At 44.1% G+C, this 9049-nt stretch carries 5 protein-coding genes and 1 pseudogene; all 6 read left to right on the top strand.

The genetic code is table 11. The annotated features are described in order from the left end of the window. Positions 1-188: 188 nt before the first annotated feature. The 6 genes and pseudogenes from HMPREF9078_RS12120 to ileS all read left to right on the top strand — a co-directional run bounded on the left by HMPREF9078_RS12120 (position 189) and on the right by ileS (position 8838). Positions 189-357 (top strand): annotated as a pseudogene (locus HMPREF9078_RS12120) (phosphinothricin acetyltransferase). A gap of 135 nt (positions 358-492) precedes the next feature. Continuing rightward, positions 493-1497 (top strand): BtrH N-terminal domain-containing protein, encoded by a 1005-nt coding sequence (locus HMPREF9078_RS04835; RefSeq protein WP_009419623.1) that lies wholly within the window; start codon positions 493-495, stop codon positions 1495-1497. 61 nt (positions 1498-1558) lie between these two features. Beyond that, complete coding sequence (locus tag HMPREF9078_RS04830; protein ID WP_009419622.1) at positions 1559-1990, top strand: hypothetical protein; 432 nt, start codon at positions 1559-1561, stop codon at positions 1988-1990. 80 nt (positions 1991-2070) lie between these two features. After that, entirely contained in the window at positions 2071-4545 is a 2475-nt protein-coding gene (locus HMPREF9078_RS04825) for a DUF4982 domain-containing protein (protein WP_009419621.1), read from the top strand. Positions 4546-4697: 152 nt separating this feature from the next. Beyond that, positions 4698-5345: a GNAT family N-acetyltransferase gene (locus HMPREF9078_RS04820; protein ID WP_009419619.1), complete on the top strand. Its 648-nt coding sequence runs from the start codon at positions 4698-4700 to the stop codon at positions 5343-5345. Between the two features lie 85 nt (positions 5346-5430). After that, on the top strand, positions 5431-8838 hold the full coding sequence (gene ileS / locus HMPREF9078_RS04815; RefSeq protein WP_009419618.1) for an isoleucine--tRNA ligase: 3408 nt from the start codon (positions 5431-5433) through the stop codon (positions 8836-8838). The last annotated feature ends 211 nt before the right edge of the window (positions 8839-9049 follow it).

The raw sequence follows: 9049 nt of genomic DNA, 5'->3' as shown, positions 1-9049 counted from the left end.
ACGATTGGTATAGAAAGGGTGTATAAGTAATTGATTTATACTGTAATACAACAAGGGTAAAAATGTTAAAAAAGAGGTTTCGAGGCGAAAGAAAGAGGAGAGGTGATAGGCCTTAGGCCATAGGCAATAGGAGATAACATACCCCTATTCACATACTCCGCTCTCGCGGACTTCCGTTCAAAGGGGGAATGTGGCGAGTCTTTTATTCGGTAAGCCCCCGAACCCCCGAAGGGGGACAAGCTGGAAAAAGGTGACAAACCTCACCCCTATCACATACTCCGCTCTCACAGTGCACATACCCAACTGTCGCTGGCTACCTCAAAGATGGGGAATGTGGGGACGGGAAAACGACTATGAGGTTGTAAATCAGAGACAATCATTCCTTAAAACCTTGATTCACACTGATAATTTTCTTACATTTGTGCGCTTTCGCAAATTGTGAAATTTGCTCATTTGCTAATTATGCCCTACCTTTGCGCTTTATTACTCAATATGACAATAGATTTTGAACATAAACAGTCGGCGCACTGTGAAAATGGAGTAGCTTCTAATTTGTTGCACTTCAATGGAGTGGAACTGAGTGAACCGATGGTCTTTGGGATTGGGTCGGGACTGTTGTTCTTCTACTTTCCTTGGATAAGAGTGAACGAAGCACCTGCTATTAGTTACCGCACAATGCCGGGGCACATTTTCAGTAAAGTAGCCAAACGTTTAGGATTTAAGGTGAAACGCCAAAAGTTTTCTTCCCCCGAAAAGGCAGAACAAGCCCTCGATGACAATCTTGCCAAGGGTATCCCTACGGGCTTGCAAGTGGGGGTTTTCAACCTACCTTATTTCCCCGATGAGTACCGCTTTCATTTTAACGCGCATAACTTAGTGGTTTATGGCAAAGAAGACGACAAGTATCTTATTAGCGACCCCGTGATTCCTTATACTACGACCCTTACGCCTGAGGAACTCACCAAAGTGCGTTTTGCCAATGGGGTATTGGCACCCAAAGGACATCTCTACTACCCTACTCATTTACCCAAAGAGCTTCAGTTGGAAAAGGCAATATGGAAGGGTATCAAGCAGACGTGCAGTACGATGCTCGCTCCTGTGCCCATAGTGGGTGTAGCAGGAATTAAGAAACTCAGCAAGGATATACTGAAATGGCACTGCAAGAAAGGTGCGAAGACTACTAATCACTACCTCGCTCAGCTGATACGTATGCAGGAAGAGATAGGCACTGGGGGTGCGGGATTTAGGTTTATCTACGGTGCTTTCTTGCAAGAAGCAGGCAAACTCTTGAAAAACGATGCTTTATTAGAGCTCTCCAAAGAAATTACGGATATAGGCGATGCGTGGCGTGACTTTGCAGTTGCCATTGCCCGCGTATACAAAAACCGTAGCACCCAAGCCGATGTCTATAATGCTCTCTCACAGCAGTTGTACGCTATAGCCGAGAGAGAGGAAGCGTTTTTTAAGAAACTTCGGAAAGTAAAAGGTAAAAGATAAACTTGCCAATACCAAAATAAATCCTTATATTTGCAGAATTAATGATTAAAAACATTATAAAATGAAAAAACTAATTAACGTAACATTTGCATTATTACTACTATGCTCAGCAGTTACCTTAGTTTCTTGTGGAAAAGACGATGATAAAGGGAGTGGTAAAGAGTTCCCAGAAGGCACTAGAGAACTCACCCAAAATGGAATTACTGCCAGAATAGATCAAGAGCGATGGGGAGGAGATGGTGGTAATACAGTGCTATATGTGAATATAAAACTGACCAAAAAGGATAAATTTGAAACAAAACCAACCGGTAAAGTGTATATACAAGCCAGAACTACCGATGGAGAGGTGTTGTATAGTGCACAAGGTAAAAGCAAGGATTTTGGTAACCTTTGGAATGCCGATGTTCATTATCTTGAATTTTCATTTCCTCTCTTCAACGGAAAAAAATTAAAGGCAAACTCTTTAACTATTTTAAAAATTGAAGTGAACTGAAATAAGTGAGGAGTGAAAAGATAAACGAAAGCTATAAGAAGCCTCCAGAACTCCGATTAAAAAACTACTGATTTATAAGAATGAACAAAATCAACCTTTTACTTTTATTAGGCGTTGTCGCTACGAGCTCGGCGCAACAACAGCAAACCCTCCAAAAAGGGTGGAAATTTACGCGTGAGGACAAACCTATGTTCTCGCAAACTAACTACAACGATGCCAAATGGCAACGCGTAACCGTGCCTCACGATTGGGCTATCTATGGTCCTTTTGATATGGAAAACGATATCCAGCGCACGGCTATCAAGCAGGACGGACAAAAAACGGCTATTGAACACACAGGGCGTACGGGAGGGTTACCTTTTGTAGGCGTAGGTTGGTACCGCACGCAGTTCAATGTGCCTGAACTTACGTCAGATAAGCAGGTGTTTGTACAGTTTGACGGGGCGATGAGTAACCCCGAAGTGTTTGTAAACGGACAAAAAGCCGGCGAATGGCACAACGGCTACAACACTTTCTTCTTGGATATCACTCCTTACGTAAAAGCCAATAACAACACTTTGGCAGTGCGACTCAACAACCTTACCCAGATGTCGCGTTGGTATCCAGGGGCAGGCTTGTACCGCAATGTGCATATCATCACTAAAAATAAGACGCATATCCCTATTTGGGGCGTACAGATTACCACCCCCGAAATAACAAATAACTTCGCCAAAGTAGTAGTAAATACTGAGTTTGTAGCTGATAAGAAGACTTCAGTTGCAGCAGAGACTGTTATTTTCGACGAGCGAGGTGAAAGAGTAGCGTATGCTAATACCAAAGCGACTCCTTACACTACCGATAAGATTTCAGCAGAACTGTATATTGATAATCCTCGCTTGTGGGACATCGGTAAACCTTACCTCTATAAAGCGGTTACCAAACTCTATGAAGGCGATACTGTAAAAGATGAGGTAACCACTACTTTTGGGGTTCGCTCTATCGAACTCAAGCCTAATGATGGGCTATACCTCAACGGACGCAAAATCAAAATACAAGGGGTGTGTATGCACCACGATTTAGGGGCGCTGGGCGCTGCCGTAAACGAGAGTGCTATACGCCGACAAATGGTAATCTTGAGAGATATGGGGGTGAATGCTATCCGCACTTCGCACAATATGCCCGCCCCTGAATACGTGCGCGCTGCCGATGAAATGGGTATGCTACTCGCCGTAGAGAGTTTCGACGAATGGGCTATCCCCAAAGTGGAAAACGGTTATCATTTGTACTTCAAAGAATGGGCTGAAAAAGACCTTACAAACCTCGTAAAACACTACCGCAACAACCCTAGCGTGCTGATGTGGTTCATCGGTAATGAGGTAGAAGAACAGAGCGTAGAAAGTGGTTCGCAAGTAGCGCGCTATTTGCAAGATATCATCAAAAAATACGATACTACCCGCCCTGTGAGTAATGGTATGGATAGACCCCACGATGTGCTTAAAAACAATATGGCAGCAACGATGCAGCTAATGGGCTTCAACTACCGTCCGTTTAAGTACAAAGAGGCTTACCGCAAGTTGCCACAACAGCTTATTTTGGGTAGTGAAACCGCTTCAACGGTGAGCTCGCGCGGCGTGTATAAGTTCCCCGTAGAGCGCAAATCAATGGCTAAATACCCCGATATGCAATCGTCGTCTTATGACGTAGAACACTGCGGTTGGTCAAACTTGCCCGAAGACGACTGGATACATCAAGAGGATTTGCCTTATACCGTAGGAGAGTTCATCTGGACAGGCTTCGACTATCTCGGCGAACCTACTCCTTACTATGTAGAATGGCCATCCCATAGTTCCTATTTTGGAGCAGTAGATTTGGCTGGGCTACCCAAAGACCGCTTCTATCTCTACCGCTCGCATTGGAATAAGGAAGCCGAAACCTTGCATATCCTCCCTCATTGGAATTGGGAAGGGCGCGAGGGTGAAGTAACTCCTATCTTCGTTTATACTAATTATCCTTCTGCCGAATTGTTTATCAATGGCAAGAGTCAAGGAAAACGCAGTAAAGACCTTTCGGTGAAATTAGAAGAGAAAGAACAAGAGGGTAATCCGTCAGACCTCAACCGCCAAAAGCGTTACCGCCTAATGTGGATGGATACTAAGTACGAACCTGGAACTGTGAAAGTAGTAGCTTACGATGCTAATGGTAAGGCAGTAGCCGAAAAAGAAATACGTACTGCGGGCAAGCCTTATGCCTTACGTCTCAGCACTGAATACAAAACAGAACTCACCCCTAATAGCAAAGACCTCGCTTTCATCACCGTAGAAGCGGTAGATAAGGACGGTGATTTATGCCCAACAGTGAATGACCTTGTGCAGTTCAGCGTTAAAGGTGCTGGCTTTTATAAAGCAGCTGCCAATGGCGATGCTACTTGCACCGACCAATTCCATTTACCTAAAATGCACCTCTTCAATGGGAAATTAGTGATGATGGTACAAGCAGGCGAAAAAGCAGGCGAAATTACTATTGAAGCAAAAAGTAAAACGCTAAAAGGAAAGATTTCAGTAGAAGTTAGAAAATAGAACATAGAAATTAGATGCTGTTATTTTTATATGTTTTGCCAAAGGACAAGAGCCTTTGGCAAAGTTTTTTATAGTAGAGGTAGAGCCAAGAACAATTGGTGCATTAGCAAAAATATTGTATCTTTGTATTTTCATCTACAAATCGTCCATTTATGAACTACCGTCTTGCCTCTCCCGTCGATGCCCGCAAAGTAGCCACTGTGCTCACCGATGCTTTTACTAATTACAATATGTATCGCGCGGTGCTCAACTCTTTTTTTACTACCGATAGCAAGTATATCGACTATCTGAACAAATTGCATTATGTGCAAGTGATGAGCAATATCCGCAAGGGTTATTGCTTGATAGCCGAAGAAAACGACGAAATTATAGCCGTCGCAGTGATGCAATCATTGCGCTATACCCGTATTACCCTTTGGGATTACCTACGCTCAGGAGCTTTTGTGCTTTGGCGTTATGCCAAACCCACTCAATGTTTCTTGCCTTTCTTAGACAAGAGCAGCGAGCACGCCAAAAAACAAACTTCTGAAAACAGATGGTATTTAGAGAGTTTTGTAGTGAGTCCCGCGTGGCAAGGTAAACACATAGGAGGTAGATTTTTAGACGAAGCCGTTTTGCCTTTAGTAGCACGTGAAGGAGGTAGCCAACTCAGTTTGGTTACCAATACCGAAACAAATGTATCTTTCTACCAAAAACACGGTTTTGAGCAAATCCACCAAACCAAAATAGGAGGCGTAGATGTTTGGACGATGTTGGTGGATGTGAAGAGTCGCTATAAAGTACCTGACAACCCTGATTAGAAGAGCAACTTGGTACTTTGAAACTTTTTTTCTACTTTTGCGCCAATATTAACCATTCACCATTTATCATTAATTATTGTTTTATATGAAATTCAACGAGTACAAACACTTAGACCTTACTAAGATAGCAGAAGAAATATTGGCTTTCTGGAAAGCCGCCAACATCTTTGAGCAGAGTATCACCTCACGCGAGGGCGCTATTCCGTTCGTGTTTTTTGAAGGACCACCGTCTGCCAACGGCGTACCTGGTATTCACCACGTGATGGCGCGCTCTATTAAGGATATTTTCTGCCGTTATAAAACTCAGAAAGGATTTCAAGTAAAACGCAAAGCAGGATGGGATACTCACGGCTTGCCTGTAGAACTCGGGGTAGAGAAAGAACTCGGCATTACCAAAGAAGATATAGGCAAAAAAATAAGCGTAGAGGACTATAACAAGGCTTGTAAGGAAGCCGTGATGCGCTATACCGATATCTGGAATGACCTTACCGAGAAAATAGGCTACTGGGTGGATATGGAAGACCCTTATATCACCTATAAACCCAAATATATGGAAAGCGTGTGGTGGCTTTTGAAACAGCTGTACAACAAACAGTTGCTCTACAAAGGCTACACCATTCAGCCGTACTCGCCTAAGGCAGGGACAGGCTTATCGTCGCACGAGCTTAACCAACCTGGGTGCTACCGCGATGTGAGCGATACTACCGTAGTAGCGCAGTTCAAAGTAAAAGCGTTAGTAGCAGCGGCAGCCAAAGCACTGGGTGCCCCTACCGAACCTATTCATATCCTCGCTTGGACAACCACTCCTTGGACATTGCCTTCAAACACTGCTCTTGCCGTGGGTAAAGAGATTGAGTATGTACTTGTAAGAACCTACAATCAATATACTTTTGAGCCGATAACAATCATCATCGGCAAACCGCTTTTGGCAAAACAATTCGGCAAGAAATTCGTAGAAGGCGATGCTGCAGTCTTAGCAGCTTATACGCCTGAAAGCAAGACAATTCCTTACCAAATATTAGGAGAATGCAAAGGTGCAGACCTCGTGGGTACTACTTACGAGCAACTCATTCCTTGGTGCTCTCCTGCCGAGAATGCCGACCAAGCTTTCCGCGTGATTGCAGGCGACTTTGTTACCACCGATGACGGTACGGGTATCGTGCATATTGCACCTACCTTTGGTGCGGACGACGCCCGTGTAGCCAAAGAATACGGCGTGCCCCCAATGCTTGTGAAAGATGCGCACGACAATTTGATTCCGCTGGTAGATTTGCAAGGGAAATTTATCACAGGACATAATATTCCTGAGGCTTTTGCCGGCAAATACATCAAAAATGAGTATTACGATGCAGGGCAAGCACCCGAAAAATCGTGGGATGTGAGCCTGGCGATTCTCCTTAAAGAAGAAAACAAGGCTTTCAAAGTAGAAAAATACGTACACAGCTATCCGCACTGCTGGCGTACTGATAAACCGGTGTTGTACTACCCGCTTGACTCGTGGTTTATAAAGGTTACTGACTTCAAATACCGTATGTTTGAGCTTAATGAAACCATCAACTGGAAACCTAAGGCTACCGGTGAAGGGCGTTTTGGCAACTGGCTCAAAAATGCTAACGACTGGAACCTTTCGCGTTCGCGCTATTGGGGTATTCCGCTACCTATTTGGCGCACTGCCGATAAGCAAGAGGAAATCTGCATTGGTTCGGTGGAAGAACTAAAAGCCGAAATACAAAAAGCTGTCGTGGCAGGAGTGATGACAGCTGACCCATATAAAGATTTTGTAGTGGGCGACAACTCCGAAAGCAATTACGACAAGGTAGATTTACACAAAAATATCGTAGATAACATAGTGCTCGTATCGCCATCAGGCAAGCCAATGCACCGCGAAACCGACCTTATAGACGTGTGGTTCGATTCTGGCTCTATGCCGTATGCACAATGGCACTATCCTTTTGAAAACAAAGACTATATAGAAAACCATACCGCCTATCCAGCCGACTTTATTGCGGAGGGGGTAGACCAAACACGCGGTTGGTTCTATACACTTCACGCAATTGCTACTTCGGTATTCAACAGCGTGGCGTACAAAAACGTAGTATCGAACGGATTGGTGCTCGACAAGAACGGACAAAAGATGTCGAAACGCTTGGGCAATGCAGTAGACCCCTTCACTACCATAGCCGAGTATGGCGCCGATGCCACTCGCTGGTATATGATTTCTAACGCGAATCCTTGGGACAACCTCAAATTCGACTTGGAAGGAGTAGCTGAAGTGCGCCGTAAGTTCTTCGGTACGCTCTACAACACTTATTCATTCTTTGCGCTCTATGCCAATACCGATAGCTTCACTTATGCAGAAGCCGATATACCACTGGCTGAACGCCCAGAAATAGACCGCTGGATACTTTCGGAACTCAACACCCTTATCAAAGAAGTAGATGCCCTCTATGCCGATTATGAGCCTACCCGCGCTACCCGTGCTATCTCCGATTTTGTACAAGAAAACCTCAGTAACTGGTATGTGCGCCTCTCACGTCGCCGTTTCTGGAAAGGAGAATACGAAGCCGATAAAATAGCCGCTTACCAAACGCTTTACACCTGCCTCATAACCATCGCCAAACTGATGGCGCCTGTAGCACCTTTCTATGCCGATAGATTGTACAAAGACTTGGTGAGCGTTACCGGTAAAGAAAACAAAGAGAGTGTACACCTCACCGATTTCCCCGTAGCTAATGAAAGTTACATCGATAAATCATTGGAAAGCAAGATGCAGAAAGCGCAGACTATCTCGTCCTTAGTACTATCGTTGCGCAAGAAAGAAAGCATCAAGGTGCGTCAGCCATTGCAAAAGATAATGATACCGATAGCCAACGCTACCGAGCGCGCTGAAATAGAAGCCGTAGCAAACCTCATCAAGCACGAGGTGAATGTAAAGGAAATAGAACTCTTGGAAGATGCCTCAGGTATATTGGTAAAACAAATCAAACCGAACTTCAAGACCTTAGGACCTAAATTCGGTAAGGATATGAAAGCTATTGCCACAGCCGTGCAAGAATTTGGACAAGCGGAAATAGCACAGTTTGAAAAAGCACAAACGTACAGCTTGCAACTGCCCGACAAAACAGTTACTTTGAGTTTGGACGATGTAGAAATCAGCACCCAAGATATAGAAGGCTGGTTGGTAGCCACCGCTGGCAGTCTGTTGGTAGCTTTAGATATTCACATCACCCCCGAATTGCGTCAAGAGGGTATCGCTCGTGAGTTGGTGAACCGCATTCAGAATATCCGTAAGGACAACGATTACGACATCACCGACCGCATACAAATACGCCTTCAAGCGCACCCTGCCCTAAAAGAAGCTGTTACTGCCAACGAATCCTATATCAAGAACGAAACTCTTACCGATAGTATCAGTTTTGTAGATAGCCTGCCAGAGGGTGAAGAAATAGCCTTCGACGAAGTAACAACAAGAATAGTCGTTAGCCGGTCATAGGACAACAAGCTGTTAAACACTTTGCCAATATCCCTAGATTTTGACAAAGTGATAAGAAAAGCGCGATGTTTAAAATAATAAACATCGCGCTTTTTCATTGACTAATTCACCTATTTACCTTCTCTTTTCTTTCGATTTATTACCCTCAAAACTGCCTTTTTTACTTAACTCTTAACTCCTCATTCTTAACTACTTATATACCCTTTCTATA

This window comes from Capnocytophaga sp. oral taxon 380 str. F0488, from assembly GCF_000318255.2.
GTDB classification, from domain to species: domain Bacteria; phylum Bacteroidota; class Bacteroidia; order Flavobacteriales; family Flavobacteriaceae; genus Capnocytophaga; species Capnocytophaga ochracea.
The sequence above is the reverse complement of the archived record's forward strand: the minus strand, read 5'-3'. Positions and strand labels throughout refer to the sequence as shown.